Source organism: Streptomyces sp. NBC_01232 (assembly GCF_035989885.1).
Taxonomy (GTDB): domain Bacteria; phylum Actinomycetota; class Actinomycetes; order Streptomycetales; family Streptomycetaceae; genus Streptomyces.
The window spans coordinates 56,925-73,564 of sequence record NZ_CP108520.1; the positions used below are offsets into that span (position 1 = coordinate 56,925).

Here is a 16,640-nt window from a genome sequence, read left to right on the forward strand (position 1 = left end):
TGCGAGGAGAGCTCACACCACGGAACGCGAGGGGGCGCCATGTCCGAACCGGCGGAGGAGCCAAGGGCGTTCGCGGACCTGGTCGACGGTTTCGGGTGGCGCAGTCCCAAGCAGTTCATCCGCGTGTACGCGGCCGTCGCGGCCCGCATCGGTGAACGCGAGGACGTCACCGACCGGCAGATCCGCCGGTGGCGAGCGCCGGAGCCGCCGTGCCCGCAGCCGGGCCGTCAGCGCGTCTTAGAAGCGATGCTCGGCGTGCCGCTGGAACAGGCCGGCTTCCGGGTTCCGGAGCACCGCCGCAACCCCGTCACCGCGCCCGTGGCGGTACTGGACCCGATCCCCGAACTCCGCGAGAGGCCCGATCCGATGCAGGACCGCCGCACCATCCTGGCCGCCGCGGGCGGCATCGCCCTCGGCGCGACCGGGATAGGAGCGGCGCCCGCCACCGCCTACGACGCGCCCCGCATCGGCACGGACGCCGTGACCGACCTGCGCCGTGGCCTCGCCTCCCTGTACGGGCTCGACGACCGGTTCGGCGGCGCCACGGTCGGCCCGCTCGCCGCCGCCCACCTGTCTCGCGTGCGGCGCCTGATCGATACCGGGTCCTACCCCGAGACGATCGGCCGTCAGCTGCGGCTCATCTCCGGCGAGACCGCCGAACACGTCGGCTGGCTCGCCTTCGACGCGGGCGACCATGCGCGCGCCCGGTCGTACTGGACGCAGGCCCGCGAGACGGCGGCCGAACTGCGCGACGACTCCCTCGGCGTCCTGGTGCTCGCGTCCATGGCGCTGCTGGAGCTGCGGGAGAAACAGCCCCGGCCCGCGCTGGACCACGCCCGACGGGCCGCCGAGCTCGCCGCGCCGTGGGCGCCACCGTCGCTGCTGTCCATCCTCGCCACCCGCGAAGCACGGGCACTGGCCATGCTCGGCGACTCCGCGTCGGCCCGCACCACGCTGGCGAACGCAGCCCGCCTGTACGAGAAAGACCGCGGGTCACGGCCGGCACCCGACTGGACGCTGTTCCACGGCCCCGCCGAACTCGCCTCGGCGCAGGCCGAACTGTTCACGGCAGCCGGACATCACCGCGCCGCCGTGTCGTGGCTGCGCCGCTCCCTGGAACGACAGGAAGCCACCTACGCCCGCAACGAGGCCCTGCAGCGAGCCGGCCTCGCCGGGGCGCTCGCCCGATCGGGAGACGCCGACGAGGCAGCGCACCACATCGAGCAGGGCGAGGCCCTGCTCACCGAAGTGTCCTCGGGGCGGGCGCGGGAATCGCTGGCCGTGGCCCGCCGCGAGCTCGACCGTGTCCGCCCCACCCGATGAGGAGTCCCGTGGAATACACCACCGTCACCGAAACCGACACCGCCGGGCGCGAGCTGGACGACCTCGCCCCCGTCTATGAAGCCGTGTTCGCCGAGCCCCCGTACAACGAGGGACCGCGTGACGTCGCCGAGTTCCTGGAGCGCTACCAGCGCGAGCACAAGACGCCCGGCTTCCGGCTGGTCCTGGCCCGCGACGGCGGCGAGCTCACCGGGTTCGCCTACGGCCTTCCCCTCGCGTCCACCACCGGATGGTGGTCCGGATTCCTGGACACCGACCTGCCCAAGGAGTTCACTCGCGAGGACGGGCAACGCACCTTCGTCGTGATGGAACTCGCCGTGCTCGCCAGCTGGCGCGGCCGTGGCGTCGGCCGGGCCCTGCATACCGCCTTGCTCGACGGAGTCACCGCAGAGCGGGTCACCCTCACCGTCCGCCCTGAGGCGCCGGCCGCCACCTGGTACGAGCACCTGGACTACCAACTGGTGGGCCTCACCCAGCCATGGGACGGCGCACCCGTGTACCGATCCATGATCAAGCCGCGGCAGCCCTAATAGGGTGCGAAGCGCCCGGCAGACGGATGCTCCCCAGCCCCGAGGCATTGGGGGAACGGGTCGTGGCGTCAGGTGGCACGTCAGCCGTTCTTGACCCTGTTACGAAGGCTTGGTTGCGTTGCTTCAGGGCGTCGGGCGGACCCCCGCCCAGCTCTGAGGGCCACCCACGCCCGGCGCGCGCCTCGCATGCAGTCGTCAGATGCGGGGGCCAGCCCCCGAGACTGCGCCGCACGGTCGAGTCCGCGGAAAGGCCGCCTCGCACGCGGACGCCGTGGGGCGGGACCCTCTGGCGCCGGCCCCACTTGTTCGGTCTGGGGCCGGTCTACACGGTCGCACCCCACCGACTCCCGGGAACTGCCCCCCTTCCCCGTCATTCACGGGGTTCCATTTCGGCCTGCGCCCGCGTCAGTTGCTTCACGGTCCAGGACCGCGAGCCTGCGCAACAGCCCGCGCACGCAGTCGGAAGCCTCGTCGGCCGCGTCGATAGACTCGATGCATTGCCAGTAGACGTGTTCGTCGTCGGTGGCCAACGCGACTCCGACCAGTGCGATGCCGACCTCACCGAGCAGCGCAGCCAGTGCTTGCAGCGAGCCCGCAGGGTCCGAGACCCCGGTTAGCATCGCAGCCCTCGGCGCAAGGGTCCCCCACGCGGCCGCGTCCCGATCAATGGCGCCACACCCCCTGGCCCCTGCCTCGGAAAGGCCGCGTGCCTGGTCTCGCAGGCCGGCAGGGCCGGTGACCGCCAGCGCCCCACCGATTCCCTGGGCAAGCGCTTGCGCCTGCCACGCCTCCGTCAAGATGTCCTCTGTCGACGGGCTTTGCGCCAGGGCATGACGGGAGGCGGCGATCAGGCGCGTGGCATTACTCGCGGACGGGACTGATTCACCCGGCGAGTGCTGGGAATCGCTGAGCCTCTCCCTCATCCGCTCGCAACGCGCCGCGGTGCCTTCGGGGTCGCTCCACATGTCTTCGACTGCACGCGCAGCATCACGAAGCCGGTCTTCGATACCCATGGATCAACCTCCCTCGCCCTCGCCGAGCAGCACTCTGAGTGCCTTGCGAGCATGGTGCAGGTGAGTCTTCACCGACCCGGTCGAGATGCCCATGATGGCGGCGATCTCATCAAGCGGCAGGTCGTACTGCGCCTGGAGCGCGACAGCCCTGGCCTGCTGCACGGGAAGCTTGCGTACCGATTCCAGGATGTCTGTGCGGACATCGCATACTGCGAACTGATCGCTCGGCCGCACGAATCGTGAATGGTCGGGAAGCAGGTGCGGATCCGTACTCAAACCGAGTTTACGACGCGCCGCCTGAGCATCACCAAGACGTTGGCCCGCGACCTTGAACAGCCAGGCGCGCGGATTCTCGAGGCCGCAGACCGTCGTCCAGTACCGATGGGCACTGATCATGGTCTCCTGAGCAGCGTCGTCGATCACGGACGCGTCGCCCTCAAGCCAGATGAGATACCTGCGCACCTGAGGCTCCCAGCGGGCGAAGAACCGTCCGAAAACGTCGTCACCAGTGCCCACTTCCTCCCCCTGACCCGGTCCCCGCATCTGCCTCGCCTTGCCGGTCACCTTCCCTCATCGCCGGCGTGCTGTCAGGCATCCGGTCAAGGATCACCCGCAGTGTTGCCCGGCGTTCCCGCTCCAGTCCCGCACGGACCCGGCCACGGGCTAGCTCGTGCAAAACATCCCAGTGGCTGGAGCTCCCGTGACGGCATCGGACCACCAGACCGATGACGGCGACCACGGCGGGCGCCAGGATTCCCATCAGCTCAACCGTCATGCTGTCCTGCTCCTCGCTCGCATGCGGGGCACTCGCCGCCGCGCTTGTGCCCACTACAGGGCCGGGGCGGCCAAAGGGTTGAACGCGAAGAGGCCCGGATCACGTCCAGAGTCGATGCAGGCCTGGGGAGACCGACCAGTCGGCCAAAAAGCGGCCACGAGCCCCTCGCCGCGGCAGGCCCCGTTCGGCGGAGTCCACGTGCCAGCCCTCCTCCGCGACGCCCACGTACGGTGACCGGCAGCCAAAGCCACGGCCTGCCCTCCGGGGCCTATCCCGGGGGCACTGTCAGTGCCCTGCCTCACCATCACCTCATGCCGACCGTGAACGACCTGCCTCCGTACCGGCGCGCACAGCTGCTCTGGCGCTGGGCCCACCAAGGCGCCGACCGCGTTGAGAGGCTTGTACGCGAAGCGGAGAACCGCCCCTGCCACATGCCGACCGGGGCGGACGCTCCACCGGGCACCACTACGGCCATCCCTGGCGACGACGGCCGGGTCCACCTCATCCGAGCCGGCCACCCGCTGTGCGCCGCCCCCAGACTCGACGGCTGGGAACACCGGGCCCACTGCAGTTGGTTCGACCGGGGCGCGGGCCCGGAAGACTGGAACGGGCGGATCCACGCGCCCCTGGAACACGAGTGGCGCTCAGCCATGTACACCTGGCTTGTCCGCGCCGCAGGGCCCGAACGGAACCCAGCCGAGGTGAACCGCCAAGACCGCTGCCCCTTCGGCGGCGCCAGCTGGCCACCAACGCCGGCCCGTACCCGCTCCATCCGGATCCTGCGCGAAGCGCTCATCGCGGCCTACGGGCCGGACTGCCAGCTCTGCGGCCTCTACCCCGGCGAGATGGTCGACCACGACCACGAGACCGGCTACGTCCGCGGCATGCTCTGCCGGTTCTGCAACTGCACCCTGGAGGAATGCCCCCCACATCGCAGGCTGCCCCAAGGCGGACTTCATGAACAACCCGCCAGCGGCCGCCCTGGCCCTCATCTACCCAGCGAACCAGGAGTGGCGGCCCAAGGAATCCACCCGCCAGCGAAAAATCGCGATGCTCGGCTTCGACCCGTTCGAAGGTCTACTCCGCCGGGTCCGCCAAGACGGCAGCTCACCTTGAACGTGAGCGCGCCCGACCCGGAAACCGGCGAACAGAACGGCTCCACACACCACGCCGAACCGCGGCGGTAGGCCAAGGGCACCCGACCGACGTAGGCACCCCACACGTCTCGTGCGGGGGCCTACGCTGTGAGCCCCGGGTCAGGCCTCGGCGCCGATGGCCTTGCGGGCCGCCTTCTTGGCGGCGTCTACGCGCCGCTGGACCTTGATGATCTCCGCCTCGATGGCCTGGACCTGGTCCAGTACTGCGCCAGGGTTCTCCTGGACCAACTGCTCAATGAGCTTCGGCGCGAGCACCTTGTAGGCGTCGGCGAAGGCCAGTCGGCCCGCCACGTCGGCGGGTGACACGGGCGCGGGGGGCGCCGGCTTCGGGGCCGGTGTCCCTGCGGGAGGCAGCAGCCCGAGGTCACGCGCCGCCTCGGTCAGGGATGCGGCGGACAACTTGCCGCTGTCCTTGGCGGCCTGGAGAACCAGGCCGGCCGCCTCTGGGTCTGCCTTGTACAGGGGGGCCAGGACGGCGGCCTGAGAGGCCACCACGGGGGTCGAGGTCTCCTCGATGAGCGGGGCCAGGGCCCGAATGTCCTGGGCCGCGCCGATCAGGTCGTACACGTACTGCCGCTTGATCCCCAGAGATTCTGCGTAGTCCCCGACGGTCAGGCCGCGGTGCTCATGTGCGCGCCGTTCGAGCAGTAGTTGCAGCAGTTCTCCCTTGAGGACGCTGCCCTGCATCTTGGCGAGCTGGAAGCTGCGGACTTCCGCCCGGTCCGCGTCCCAGTAGGCCGCTTCAAGGGTCTCGACCTGCTTGGCCTCGTCCATTCCGTCCAGGGTGGACGTCTCGAAAGAGGCTGGCACGAGTGCCGGGGCGACGGCGGGGGCGTTGGCGGGCTGGAACTGCTGAGGCAGGGCCGGGTCCCGGTTGGCATCGGGTGCGCGCGGGACGCGGCTTGCGCGCTGGGCGGTCTCGGCCTCCAGGCTGGCGAGACCCTGCGCGACGAGGTTCTTCTTGCTCACTCGGCCACCCCCGCGGCGGTAAGGATGCTGTCGTATGCAGTGTTGAGCGCTGTCGCCTCTTTGCCCGTCTGCGAGGTGATCGGCACCCTGGCGAAGCGGGTCTGCTGGCGGATCGAGTAGCGCGGGATGGCGAGGTCGTCGCGGTAGAGCGGTCCGTAGGTGTCCGCGAGGAACTTCCCGATCACGTCGCCAAGGGTGCTTCTCCCGCCGGGCACGATGCTGGGCACGATCCCGACCACCTGAAGGCCGGGGTTGTAGGTCTCCTGTACCTGGCGGATTGTGTCGAGCGCCTCCCGGGCGCCGACACGGCCGTCCTCGTCGAGCGTGGCGGGGATGACGACATGCGTGGCGGCGATCAGTCCGGAGACGACGAGCTTGCCGCCGGCTCGGGGCGGGAGGTCTATCACCGCAAGGTCGTCGTCGGTCACGACTCCGTCCAGGCCGTTCCGCAGCCGGAACTCAATGGCGGTGGACTGGTCCGTCTCACGGTTGGCGAGTGCCCGCTCTGCGGCCAGCACACGGACACCCGACCAGGCTTCCCCAGCCTCCAGCATGACGTCCGCCGCCAGGCCCTTCTCGCCCTTGGGGTCAGCCGCCAGAAGGTCGTTGAGGCTGCACGGCAGGGCCTCGGTATCGAGGCCGAGTTCAGAGGTGAAGGTGCCTCGGGGGTCCAGATCCGCCGCGTAAACGGTCCCGAGCCTGCCGGCGAAGGCACGTCTGCGGGCTACTGCGGCCAGGCCGGCAGCCAGCGCGCTTTTCCCCACCCCGCCCTTCTCGCTGTACGACGCTACGCGCTTGCCTGTCATACCCGCCCTCTCAAAAAAGCCCATGGTGTACGGTCCGCAGCGTAACCCTCGACCGCACACGGACCGCCACCGAATCCCGAGTGTCAGAATTTTCTGACACCGGTTTTTACCTCCAGCCTCGCGCGGACATGAGGGCCGATCCTTGAGTGTCAGAATTTTCTGACACTCGTTTTTTGCCCTGGATAGCGTCAGCCGCGACTCAACGGCGGGCCGGGCGCGGTGCTTCACACAGTCTCGGACGGTCGCGGATGCCGGTACGGTCACGGCTCGCGCTTTGTGTTCATGGGGCCGGGCGGTCGGGGTGTGCAGCAAGCAGTGCATCCATGAGGGCCGCATAGCGTTCGAGGTCCGCGGACCAGTCGGGCATCGCAAGATGATGTGGTCGAGCGCGCCCGGGTCGCGGTGTCGTACTCCTCAGGCCGGGTCGACGCATTCGGGGTGACGACAGATTCGACCGTTGTCTGACGCTCTGCCATGACCTGCCCCGTACGCCGGAGATAGGGCCTCTGCTGGACCCGGACATGTGAGCGGCAGCGGTCACGTACGAGCCTGCTGTGCAACAACCGATCGGTTCATGGGCAGAAGCGCCTGGACACCGACGCGCAGGAACCGACTTGCGGTGCCCAACAAGAGAGTTCAACAACGGGCATCCCGTCTGACTTGCGAGAGACCAGGCGGCCGCCATCGCGCTTCGCCAGTTGCCCCCGTTGGACTCAACGGGGGCAACCCAAGTGCTCGGCTCTCGGGCGGATCCGGGCCGGTTACCGGCTTCGCCCACCGATCAGGGAGCGCAGCACTGGCACCGAGGAGCCGGCACTGGTCAGCCCGGCCAGCACGGCACCCGCGATGGGCGCCCCGGTCAGGGCGGTCAGGCCGCCCAACACCAGCCCGACGACGAGCGCGGTGAGCAGGACGACAGTGGTGTGCAGGGACAGGAACGGCGGCTCCGGCGCGGAACCACCCGGGGCGGGGCCAGCCGGCGGCGGTGTCATCTCGGTCATGCCAGCACCATGGCCCCCTACATGGCCCTGACCTGCATAAATCGAACAACCCCGGCGCAATCCGATCAGCCTACGGACGGTGCGGAACACTTACTGTGGTGTTCCGCCGTGTTCCGCCGAGTTCGGTGCTGTTCTGCCGCATCGGCCCTACCCTGCTGCCCACGGCACGAACGGGGGCGGGTAGTGACAGGCAACGACGGGACCAGCCATGGCAGCTACGAGGCGGCGCTACGGGAGCTCGGCTCGGCGCTTGCTGGGCTGAAACGCGAGCGCGGTGCCCCGTCCTACCGCCTGATCCGCTCACGTGGGGTGAGGGTGCTCGGCGCGGAATGGGCGATCTCACCACCGTCGATGAGCGAGATCTTTGCCGGGCGGCGTGGTCCTTCTTCTCTGAACCGGCTGCTTTGGCTCGTGCGCACACTGCTGTCCTACGACGACGGCGAAGAAGGGCAGCCGCCCGAGCGGCGAGATCGTCGACTGGAGCCCTGGCGTGAGCGGTGGAACGCCATCGAAGCCCTGCGCGCAGCCTCCCGTCGGCCCCCCGGTACCACCGCTGACGCTGAGGCAACTGCGAGCCCCCCGGTCCCGCCAGTGCTAACAGCCAGTCACGTTGAGGCAGCCCTGGCCCAACTGGTGGAGTTCGTCTCCACCCAAGCAAGGGCGGGAGCGTCCCCCGTTTCGACCATGCTCATCGCGGGGGGAACCGCCATCAACTGGCTTGACGAGTGGCTCCGAAGCCAAATGGTCCTGGACGTAGCCGACATGACCGAGGCCGCACTTGTTGCCGACGATGATGGGTCCGCACTGATACGCATGATCGTTTCCCGGCATACGGATGCTGTGCGAGCCCCTCACTCTCCTGATGCCCCCAGTGACCTGGTGGCTCCAGGTGGGAACGCTGGGTATGTCCGATGCTGCGTGTGTCACGCCTGGGCCTCACAAGGACGTACCGGGATCTGGTCCTGCGACACCTGTGGGGCATATAACGAGACAAGCCACCACACAGGTCGTGCTGCCCTCGCTTACGAGCTCGTCACTGACCACCGCTGCAGCAACTGCGGACTCTGCGTCGACGGCAACAAACGCAAGAGCTACGCATGCCCCGCGTGTAAGCAGGGCCTCCACTGACAGGCCTTCTTCCGGATCCCGGACCCGCAGCACGGGCGGGGGCACACCCGTGGTGCTGGCGGCAGCCGATGACGCCGCCTCTCGCTCGGCGGGCCCGTCCTACAGCACGCCGAGCAGGGCGTTGTCCTCCCATTGGTCGACGACTTCGAGATAGTCGGCGAGGACCTTGGAGTGGGGGCCCAGCCGCCCTGCTTGGCGATGACGATCTGGTCGTGGCCTTTCAGGCGGGAGTGGTGGCGTTCAGCTGACCCCACCGGGGCGGAGAGGCGTGCCCCGGCTCCGCATGGGCCGACGGCGGTGTGTCGGTGCTGGTCATCTACTGCTCCTGAGCCCTTCCCCCTTCGTAGCCGCCGCCCCCAGCTTGCGGTGCGCGCGGGAATAGATCAGCAGCGCACGTGGGGGACAGTTTCGCGGCGGGGTCCGACAGGCCCGGTGGGGGTGGTGGTGTGAGGGGGCGGCGTGGCCGGAGAGGATGTGCACATGACGCGCCCGATGCTGACCCAGCGGGAGGCCGCCGCCGCGTGCGGCGTCAGCCGCTCCACGATCCGCCGCCGCCGTGAGGCCGGTGACCTGCCCGGTTCCTTCCAGGACCCCGAGCGCGGCTGGATGGTCCCGGTGGACGACCTGCTGGCCGCGGGTTTCCGGCTCAACGCCCCCGCCCCGCCGGACCAGGCCGCCCCGGCCCCGGCCGGCCCCGCTGCTCCGACCGACGGAGAGGGCCAGGACGCGGCAGTTCTGCGGGCGGAGCTGGCTCGGTTGAACGCGGAGCACGCCCTGGCGCTGGCCGAGGCCCGGTACGGGCAGAAGCTGGCGGAGGCCGAGGCCGAGCACCTGCGCCGCGAGCTCGTGGCGCGCGGTGAGCACATCGCGGACTTGCAGCGGGCGGTGGCAGCCCTGACCCCCGCCCCGGAGCGGCCTGCGCTCGCCCCACCGGGCGGGCCGGCCGTACCCGGCCAGGCCCAGGGCGACCCGGGCGAGGCGGAGTCCGAGCCCCGCAAGCGGTGGTGGGGCGGGCAGACCTGACGCGGTCGACGGCGGTGGACGGCCCTGCGTTCGGGTGCCGCCCACCGCTATGTGCCGGGTCAGGCCCGGGCGTCCAGCAGGGTCTCCAGCTCGGTCGGCCGGTAGCCGCCGTCCAGCTTGTCCACGGCCGCCTTCCGGATGTCGCCAGCGGCGGTCTGCTTCACGTTCAGCACGTCCATGATCGTGCTGAGGGGTACCGCCTCAGGGTCGCCCCCTGCGCCGAGGATCATCCGGGCCACCTGGCGCTCGGAGCGCTCCCGCGGGGTCAGCCGGGCATAGTCCTCAGCCTGCTGGGCGCGCGCCTCGACCATGGCCGTCTCGTACCGGGCCGCCCCGGCCGCCCGCGCGGCATCGGCGGCCGCCTGCTCCGCAGCCTGCTTGTCAGCGTGTGCCCGCGCCTCGGCCTCCGCGTGACGCGCGGCCGCCGCCCGCTGCCGTGCCGCCTCGGCCGCTGCCTTCTCCTTCTCCGCGCGCTGTCGCTCCGCCTCCGCCTCGGCCCGCTCCGCCTCCGCCTTGTCCTCGGACGCCTTCCGGCGAGCGGCCGCCGCCTCCGCCGACTCGAGCGCCTCGGCCTCCGCCAGGGACTGCCGCTCCGCCGCCCTGCGGCGGTGCTCCGCCGCCACCTTGGCCGCCTGTGCCGCCGACTCCGCCTCCGCCTTCGCGGCCTCCGCGTTCGCGGCCGCCGTCTCCGTCCGGACCGCCTGCTCATGCTCGGCGACCTTGATGTCGGAGACGTCCTCCAGCTCCCGCAGCCTGTCCTCCTTGGCCTGCCGGCGCAGGCGCTCCGCCTCCACACGCTCGCGCTCCGCCTCGGCGCGGGCCCGCTCCGCCGCCTCGGCCTTCCACTTCGCCGGGAGGGCCAGGGCCTCCTCCACGGTGTAGCCGCGGGGCGCCATCGTCATCGGGAGCAGCTGAACCTCAGTCGCCTTCGACAGGTCCCCGTCCAGCTCCTGGGTGAGCCACACCCGGTAGCCCTCCAGCGCCTGCTCGCGCTCCACCATCTCCGGGTAGCTGCGCACCACGGCCAGCCGCATCCGCCGGTACAGCCGGCTCGTACGGACCGGAGAGAGCACCCACCGGTGCAGCGGGACCCGGTCGCTGGCCGTGCCGTCCTCGAGCTGCGCGGCGTGCACGATCAGGCGGCGTGCGCCCTCGACGCCGACGACGAACAGGACCGGCATCAGGGCGTGCCACAGGACGCGTACTGGGCCTGCCACCGTCGCGCCGTCGGCGGCCGCTTTCACGACGGTGCCGCCGGCGGCATTGATGACCACGGTGGCTGCGGTCATGGCGTGGGCGCCGAACCGCAGGAGTGGCCAGGGGATGCGGCGGCCCGTCAGGTACAGGTCCAGGGCGAGGAATCCGATGATCGCGCCGTCGATGCCGATGGGGATCCACGGGGCCAGCCATGTGGCGAACCCGGCCGCCTCGGCCATCTTCGCCAGGGTCGTGTAGGACGCGGCGAACCCGATGATCGTGACCGGGATCATGCCGATCAGAGCGGCGGCGGCGAGCCACCGGGCGCCGCGGCGAGCCACTGCGGTCCCGGCCTGGGGGGCGGCCACTGTGGCCGGGGCCGCCTGGCCACTGGCCGGGGCCACGGCCACCGGGTGGCCGACCGGCTCCGGCCCACCCCGGCCACCCTTGCGAGGCCTGGGTGGAGCGGCCTCCAGTGCGCCCGGAGCGCCCGGCCGTGGGGCCGGAGTGGCCCCGGCCGTAACCGGAGTGGCCCCGGCCACGGCCACCCCCTGGCCCACGTTCTGGCCGTGCGTCAGCGTCTCGTTCATCCCGGCATCTTCCCCTGTCGGGTGCGGAGCCGGAGCACCGGCCCGCCTAAGTGGAGCGGCGGCAGGTCCGGGCGGAGCCAGTGGCACGGCCGGCCGGGTCAGGTCGTGCAGCGTGTGGTGGGGCGTCACGGATACCTCCAGGGAGCATCGCGGAGCGGTTGGAGCGAGCGGGGCGGCGGGCCGGAGAGGTGAAAGTGTCGGCCCGCCGCTGGGGGTTGGAGGGGTGGGTCAGACCCAGGAGTTGGGGATGTGGCCGCCCCGGAGTACGGCGGCCTCGGCGCGGTAGTCGGCGGCGTGCTGGCGGGCGATGGCGGCGCAGCGGCGGGCGAGTGCGCGGGCGGCCGGGGACTCGTCTGGGTCGGTGGCGGCGGCCTCGCCGTCCTTGGCTGCCGCCTCCGCGCGGTCGGCGGCGGCCTCGAAGTCGGCGGCGAGGGCGGCCAGGTCGGCGGTCGTGAGGTCCTCGATGTCGATGGGGTTCATCTCGTGTCCTTCCGGTGGCCTGGCCTGCGTGGCGGCCCAGGGCGAGAGGGGCGGTGGCGATGCCCGCCCGCACGTGGCGGGCGGGTGCTCTTCCGCCGGGAATTGGCCTGGTCAGCGGGCGAGGTGTGCGGCGGCCTGGGCGGCGATCGCCGCGGCGGCCTCGTTCGCGGACCGGACAGCGGCGGCCTGGGCATCGGCGGCCTGTACGGCGGCTGCGGCCTGGGTGCGGGCGGCCTCCAAGGCGGCCGCGGCGGCCTGGCGTTCGGCGTCTCCCATCACGCACCCCCGGCGACGAGGGTCAGGAGGCGGGTGGTCCAGCCCCCGCAGCGCGGGCACACGTACTGGCGGCCCTTGGGGTCGTGCTTCATCCGCCGGCCGTGGCAGCGGGGCGCCGTCGCCCGGCTCATCACTTGCCGTCCCTGGGCAGACGGCCGTTGGTCCCGTTCTGGGCGCCCGGGGTGCTGCTGGGCTGCTGCGGCCGGACGTATCCGCCGTTGCTGTAGACCGTCTCGTGCCTCGGGTCAGGCCGGGTACCGGGGGCCATCGGCATGGACTTCTTCAATGACATGATGGGGACTCCTGTCCGCATGGATGGGGTGCCCCGGGGCGACCGCCCAACTGCCAAGAAAGTCGGTCGCCTCGGGTGTCTTTTTTTGGGCTTCCGCCCCCCTCTCGGGGGCCGGGGTTCTGCGGTCCGACGGCCGATAGGAAGGACCGTCAGGGGGCCGTAAGGGCCCGTCAGGGTACTGATAGAACCGCAGGTCAGACGGCCGATAGGCCGGTCTATCAGGCCTCTTGGACCCGCCCCTGGGAGAGCGCCGGGGAAGGGGCCTCGGCGGGGTCCAGCAACCCCCCGGGAAGCAGCCGCAGGACGGCCGTTGCGGGGGTGCTGATGGGGGCCGGAACGGAGGCCTCGGCGGAGGTGCCGACGGCCGCCTCGGCGGGGGTCTCCCCGACCGCCTGAGCGGGCACCCGCACGGCCTGCACGGTGGCCTCCCCCGTGGGCCGAACACCGGCCTCGGAACGGGCCCTCAGCAGCGCCGTGGGGGTCATGCCGAGGGCCTTGGTCGCCGCATCCACCCGCAGTCCCACCCGGGTGACCGGCTTGCCCTCGATCCGCATCCCCAACTTGGATTCCACGGACAAGCCGCAGGACTCCACCCAGGTGCGGAGCGCGCTCACCTCGGTGTCTGCCGGGAGTAGCTCGCAGGTCACAGCCGAGGCCAGGACCACGTCCAGGTGCACCCCGGCCCGCTTGGTGAACTCCGCGTCGGACAGGGCGGTCAGCACGTGCAGCAGCAGCGCCGTACCCCGGTCCACGGCGGCCGCCTCGGCGTCCTGCGGCTGCTCCTGGTCGTCGTCCTCGCGCTTCTCCCCCTCAGAATCCCCATCATGATCATTTTTGGGGGTCGGGGGAGGGGCGAGCATGATGGCGGCGGCCGACCAGATCAGGAATCCCCCGCCGAAGATCAGCGGGCGCCACGGAGCCAGGTCCGGGATCAGCGGCACAAGCACCGATCCAGCAGTGCCCACCGCAACAACGGCCAGCCCGCCGCCCAGGACCACGGAGCCCAGCGCGGCCATGAAGCTGCGCTTGCCCAGCTCGGGGTCCAGCTCGATGGGCGCGTCCGGATCGGGCAGCGAGGACGGCTTACCCGACTTCTCAGCCTTCTCAGCGGCCTTGACCCGCTGGGCGCGGATCCGGCCCCTCTTCTCCTGGACGACCACCGAGTCGGTGCTGGCGGTCCTCCACGCGAGGGCGAAGCCCTGGCCCACGCACCGGCACGCGTACCCGGCCATCACCAGGGAGCCGCGCCACCACATGCCCAGCACTCCCCGGGACCCAGAGGTCACCAGCCGGATCTCGCCCAGCGCGCTCACAGCGCGCCCAGCATGTTCGCGAGCATCATCACCAGGTTGTTGGCGATCTGCCACAGGCCCCCGATACTCGCGGCCGAGGCGCCGAGGCAGATCCCGAAGACGGCCGGCCAGCCCAGCTTCTTCCAGTCCGGGACAAAGGTGGTGATGCCGAGGAGGATCGCCACGGCGGCCGGCGCGAGGTCGGAGGCCCCGAAGTCGAGCCCCTGGCCGACGCTGGTGGGCACCGTGGCCACACCCTGGACGAGCTGACCGATGGTGCCGCCGGTGGCGATGGCCAGCACCCCGAACACGATGCCCATCCACGCGGCCTTGTCGCGGTCGAGCTTGACCCGCTTCGCACCACGCAGACCAAGCAGCAGCAGGTAGCCGTCCGCCACGGCGAGGCCGGTCACCCCGACCCCTCCGAGCACAGGCCCGGCGGCCAGGACCACGTCCGTGGCAATCATCAGGTTCGTGGTCACAGCAGTGCTCCCGGGGAGTAGAGGGCGGAGGAAAGGACAACGGTGGCGAGCGGGATCCGGGCGGCCCACCGCAGCGGCCGCGTCCAACTGGCGGCGTGCCGCTCCAGGTAGAGCCAGCAGACGGCACCGAACGCGCCGGCAACGGCGAGCGGCGCCAGCAGCACCGGCCACGGGGCCAGGGCGGCCATTCCGTCCGTGATCAGGGGGCCGGTGCCCTGCGCCCACAGCGCCCCGCCGAGAGCGAGCGCCGGACGGGCGGCCAGACCTGCCGGGCCCGGCAGGCCGCGCAGCAGTCCGCCGGCCCTCCAACCCCCGTACGCGGCACCGGCCACGGCAACCGTGACGCCAAGCGGCACCAGCGAGGTCATCGCGCGGCCCATGAACCCGGCGCCCGCCATCGGGTCCCCGGTCACCCCCCACACCAGGCAGTGCCCAGCAACCGCAGCCGTGCCGTTGTAGGCCAGCCACCGCCACCGCGAGCTCTGCACGAGGGCCTGCGCCGGAGCGGCCGCGCCGCCCTTGCCCTTACTGTGCTTCTTCTTCCGCTTCTTCGAGCGGGCGGCCTTCCCGGCCGCAGCGGTGGCGCTCACTGCTGCGCCCCGTTCCGGGCGCGCTTACCGAACACCTTCACGTGCAGCACCCGCCGGTCCGCCTGCCGCATACCACCGCGCACCCCGAGCACCTTCGACGGGGTGGAGGAGTCGGCCAGGTCCCGCTCCAGGCACCAGTCACGGACCGGGCACTGGCTGCAGAACCCCAGCGCCTTCCGCTCCGCCTCCGAGGGCACAGCCGCGCCGGCCGTCATCTCCCACGGCTCCGGATAGAACACCCTCGGGTCCACGCCCACGCAGGCCGCACCGCCCGACCGCTCCCGACGCACCGCCGGAGCCGGAGCCAAGTCCGGGAACTCCCACAGCCGGTCCAGCCAGTCACCCGACCGAGCCGCGACCCAACCCGGCGGCAGCGGGGGCATGCCACCCGCGGCGCTCACAGCTCTACTCCCAGCGCCCGCAGGCCCGCCCGGACCCGCAGCTCATCCCCACCCAGGCCCAACGCCTCCGGCGCCGTCTGGGGGAGTTCAGCCTGTCCGGCAATGCAGTGCCGGGACGGTAATACCGTCCGCGTCCGCACCATGGCGGGGCACGCGCCCCGCCGAGGGCGCCACCAGCGCCCCATCTCTGCAACCATCACGAAGTCGGTCCCCTCATCCACACGCATATGGGCTGGTCCGACAGCGGGGGCGGGGTTGCAGCCCCGCGCCCGCCGCCCGGCCCGTGTCGTAAGCACGGGCCGGGCACCTACTTCCGTAGGCCGGCACTCGCACCCAGGCAGGGGTCTAACCAGGGGTGGTCAATGCCGACCGCCGCCAGTTATTGCCTAGGCATTAATGAGGATGCCCAGGCGGCCCCGTGTTGTCAATAACGACTAGGCGATATGGTTGCCCTGTGGCCGCCAACCAGGCCGACCCAGGAGGTGACGCACTCATGACCAGTTCCGGAGACCTCTCCGCTGACCTCCACCGGCGCATCCGCGCGGGGGAGTTCGCCGTCGGCAGTAAGTTGCCGACGAACGCGGAGTTGATGGCCACCCACGGCGTGTCCAAGGCGACCGTCACGAAGGCAATCGCGGCACTCGCGGACGCGGGACTCGTGTTCTCTTCCAAGCGCGCCGGCACCGTGGTGCGCTCGCAGACACCGGTTCAGATCCCACTCAGCCGGTACGGGCAGATACTCGCCCCGGGCGGTACGCGTGGCCCTTGGGAGACCGCCACGGCGGCTCAGGGCCTCGACGGACACATGGAGCTCGTCTCCGTGGAGCGGGTCCTAGCCGACGCCGAGATGGCAGAGCTGCTGAATCTGTCCGAGGGCGACGGGCTTGTCTACCGCGTCCGCCACGCCCTCATCCGTCCCGCTGATGTTGTCCAACTCCAGCACGCCTGGTATCCCGCCGCACTGGCCGAGCAAGCCGGGTTGGACAGCACAGGAAAGATCACGGGCGGTGTCTACGGCGCGCTCGCAGCAGCTGGCCACCGACCCGCAACCGCCACCGAGACAGTTAGCGCCCGGATGCCAACCGAAGCCGAAGCGGCACAACTCCGCATCGGCGGGCGCGTCGCCGTACTCACTCTCGATCGCCTCACTCGCGACGCTGCTGGTCAACCACTCGAATTTCTACGGGCTGTTGCGCCGGCTGACCGGCTCCAACTCTCCTACGACAACCTCCCGCTATGACAGCCCACCCCTACGACACGCGGGATCGATGCCCACAAAGACGTAGCGGATGTGTAT

Annotated in this window: 19 protein-coding genes; 5 read left to right on the plus strand and 14 right to left on the minus strand. The window is 71.0% G+C overall.

All coding sequences use genetic code 11. The features are described from left to right. The first annotated feature begins 39 nt into the window (after positions 1-39). Complete coding sequence (locus OG444_RS40550; protein ID WP_327267209.1) at positions 40-1,323, plus strand: tetratricopeptide repeat protein; 1,284 nt, start codon at positions 40-42, stop codon at positions 1,321-1,323. Between the two features lie 8 nt (positions 1,324-1,331). Beyond that, positions 1,332-1,871 carry a GNAT family N-acetyltransferase gene (locus OG444_RS40555; RefSeq protein WP_327267211.1) on the plus strand — a complete coding sequence of 180 codons (540 nt, stop codon included), beginning with the start codon at positions 1,332-1,334 and terminating at the stop codon, positions 1,869-1,871. Positions 1,872-2,245: 374 nt separating this feature from the next. Here the strand turns inward: OG444_RS40555 and OG444_RS40560 are convergent, their stop codons facing one another. Next, positions 2,246-2,884, minus strand: a complete 639-nt coding sequence (locus OG444_RS40560; RefSeq protein ID WP_327267212.1) for a DUF6099 family protein — start codon at positions 2,882-2,884, stop codon at positions 2,246-2,248. A gap of 3 nt (positions 2,885-2,887) precedes the next feature. Next, a complete protein-coding gene (locus OG444_RS40565; RefSeq protein WP_327267213.1) occupies positions 2,888-3,448 on the minus strand; it encodes an RNA polymerase sigma factor in 561 nt (186 codons plus the stop codon). 861 nt (positions 3,449-4,309) lie between these two features. On the opposite strand from OG444_RS40565, the gene OG444_RS40895 reads away from it, so the two are divergent. Then, positions 4,310-4,846, plus strand: a complete 537-nt coding sequence (locus OG444_RS40895; protein ID WP_442810811.1) for an endonuclease domain-containing protein — start codon at positions 4,310-4,312, stop codon at positions 4,844-4,846. A gap of 69 nt (positions 4,847-4,915) precedes the next feature. On the opposite strand, the gene OG444_RS40570 is transcribed toward OG444_RS40895, so the two are convergent. The 3 genes from OG444_RS40570 to OG444_RS40580 all read right to left on the minus strand — a co-directional run bounded on the left by OG444_RS40570 (position 4,916) and on the right by OG444_RS40580 (position 7,592). Continuing rightward, the gene (locus OG444_RS40570) at positions 4,916-5,785 is read right to left on the minus strand and encodes a hypothetical protein (RefSeq protein ID WP_327267214.1); all 870 of its coding nucleotides are present in this window, start codon (positions 5,783-5,785) and stop codon (positions 4,916-4,918) included. Next, on the minus strand, positions 5,782-6,591 hold the full coding sequence (locus tag OG444_RS40575) for a ParA family protein (protein WP_327267215.1): 810 nt from the start codon (positions 6,589-6,591) through the stop codon (positions 5,782-5,784). Before OG444_RS40575 ends, OG444_RS40570 begins: the two co-directional genes overlap by 4 nt. Before the next feature lie 761 nt (positions 6,592-7,352). Continuing rightward, positions 7,353-7,592, minus strand: a complete 240-nt coding sequence (locus OG444_RS40580; protein ID WP_327267216.1) for a hypothetical protein — start codon at positions 7,590-7,592, stop codon at positions 7,353-7,355. Between the two features lie 1,608 nt (positions 7,593-9,200). On the opposite strand from OG444_RS40580, the gene OG444_RS40585 reads away from it, so the two are divergent. Beyond that, positions 9,201-9,743, plus strand: a complete 543-nt coding sequence (locus tag OG444_RS40585; protein WP_327267217.1) for a helix-turn-helix transcriptional regulator — start codon at positions 9,201-9,203, stop codon at positions 9,741-9,743. A gap of 59 nt (positions 9,744-9,802) precedes the next feature. On the opposite strand, the gene OG444_RS40590 is transcribed toward OG444_RS40585, so the two are convergent. The 9 genes from OG444_RS40590 to OG444_RS40630 all read right to left on the minus strand — a co-directional run bounded on the left by OG444_RS40590 (position 9,803) and on the right by OG444_RS40630 (position 15,343). After that, positions 9,803-11,530, minus strand: coding sequence for a DUF2637 domain-containing protein (locus OG444_RS40590; RefSeq protein WP_327267218.1), 1,728 nt, complete (start codon positions 11,528-11,530; stop codon positions 9,803-9,805). A gap of 228 nt (positions 11,531-11,758) precedes the next feature. Next, a complete protein-coding gene (locus OG444_RS40595; RefSeq protein ID WP_327267219.1) occupies positions 11,759-12,010 on the minus strand; it encodes a hypothetical protein in 252 nt (83 codons plus the stop codon). A gap of 111 nt (positions 12,011-12,121) precedes the next feature. Continuing rightward, positions 12,122-12,286, minus strand: a complete 165-nt coding sequence (locus OG444_RS40600) for a hypothetical protein (protein ID WP_327267220.1) — start codon at positions 12,284-12,286, stop codon at positions 12,122-12,124. Beyond that, positions 12,286-12,417 (minus strand): hypothetical protein, encoded by a 132-nt coding sequence (locus tag OG444_RS40605; protein ID WP_327267222.1) that lies wholly within the window; start codon positions 12,415-12,417, stop codon positions 12,286-12,288. Before OG444_RS40605 ends, OG444_RS40600 begins: the two co-directional genes overlap by 1 nt. After that, complete coding sequence (locus OG444_RS40610) at positions 12,417-12,578, minus strand: hypothetical protein (protein WP_327267223.1); 162 nt, start codon at positions 12,576-12,578, stop codon at positions 12,417-12,419. Before OG444_RS40610 ends, OG444_RS40605 begins: the two co-directional genes overlap by 1 nt. Positions 12,579-12,796: 218 nt before the next feature. Beyond that, entirely contained in the window at positions 12,797-13,891 is a 1,095-nt protein-coding gene (locus tag OG444_RS40615; protein ID WP_327267224.1) for a hypothetical protein, read from the minus strand. Further along, positions 13,888-14,352 carry a hypothetical protein gene (locus tag OG444_RS40620; protein WP_327267225.1) on the minus strand — a complete coding sequence of 155 codons (465 nt, stop codon included), beginning with the start codon at positions 14,350-14,352 and terminating at the stop codon, positions 13,888-13,890. The genes OG444_RS40615 and OG444_RS40620 overlap by 4 nt, the downstream gene beginning before the upstream one ends. Further along, the gene (locus OG444_RS40625) at positions 14,349-14,942 is read right to left on the minus strand and encodes a hypothetical protein (RefSeq protein ID WP_327267226.1); all 594 of its coding nucleotides are present in this window, start codon (positions 14,940-14,942) and stop codon (positions 14,349-14,351) included. Before OG444_RS40625 ends, OG444_RS40620 begins: the two co-directional genes overlap by 4 nt. Further along, positions 14,939-15,343 (minus strand): WhiB family transcriptional regulator, encoded by a 405-nt coding sequence (locus OG444_RS40630; RefSeq protein ID WP_327267227.1) that lies wholly within the window; start codon positions 15,341-15,343, stop codon positions 14,939-14,941. The genes OG444_RS40625 and OG444_RS40630 overlap by 4 nt, the downstream gene beginning before the upstream one ends. 454 nt (positions 15,344-15,797) lie before the next feature. Between OG444_RS40630 and OG444_RS40635 the strand changes: the two genes are divergently transcribed. After that, a complete protein-coding gene (locus OG444_RS40635) occupies positions 15,798-16,583 on the plus strand; it encodes a GntR family transcriptional regulator (protein WP_327267228.1) in 786 nt (261 codons plus the stop codon). The last annotated feature ends 57 nt before the right edge of the window (positions 16,584-16,640 follow it).